Annotated in this window: 1 protein-coding gene; it reads right to left on the bottom strand. The window is 64.4% G+C overall.

The window, feature by feature from the left end; translation table 11 throughout:
• Positions 1-810, bottom strand: an 810-nt coding sequence (locus tag AC1D00_RS43490) for an ATP-binding protein (protein WP_477014979.1), incomplete at both ends; no start/stop codon positions are given.

Genomic DNA, 810 nt, shown 5'->3' with positions numbered 1-810 from the left:
ATCCAAGGGCGCAGGCGAGCTTTGCCTTCGACAGATCATCGCACGCGACCGTCTTGGCCAAGGCGAGCGCGTCCTCCAACCGTGCCTGCGCTTCCGACAGGATGGAGGTTTCCGACCACAAGGTGATCGCCGCAACCGTGAGCCTGATTCCGAGAAGGGTATCGCCTTCCTCGCCGAATGCCCAAGAAAGCGCAGCTCTCAGATCGGCGATGCGACCGAGGTAGCGCTCGGTCCAATCGGCCGGCTCGCGCCAGTTCCACTCCTCCTCGGACTGTTCGAAAAGCGCGAGGACACGCTGTGCATGGCGACGCAGCGCCAGGCCGCAGTCCGGATCAGCCTGACGCCATTCGGCCGCATAGCGCCGTGTGCTGTCGAGCAACCGGTAGCGCAGGCTCGCTCCCCGAGCCTCGGCGCTCAAAAGCGATTTGGCGACGAGACTGCCCAGGCCGGTGACGACGTCGACCGGCATGAGCCCCGCTGCCTCCGCAACGAAAACCGCATCCTCGACCTCGAACGCGTCGCTGAACACCGACAGCAAGGCGAAAAGTCTCGCTTCTTTCTGCGACAACAGCCGKAAGCTCCAGTCGATCGTTGCCATCAGGGTTTCATGGCGCGGCGGCGCGCCATCGGCGCTTGGGGCGCGAAAACCCAGCTTCTGGTCGAGCAGCGCCACCAGTTCGCGAGGATTGAACCTGCCAATCTGGGCTGCCGCCAATTCGATGGCCAGCGGAAGGCCGTCCAGCGAATGGCAGATCGAGGCGACGGCCTCGCAATCGTCGTCGACGCACTGGTAGTCCGACCATTCGGCGG

This window comes from Bradyrhizobium sp. P2_E8 (assembly GCF_056403875.1).
This window is presented reverse-complemented; position numbering and strand designations above follow the sequence as displayed.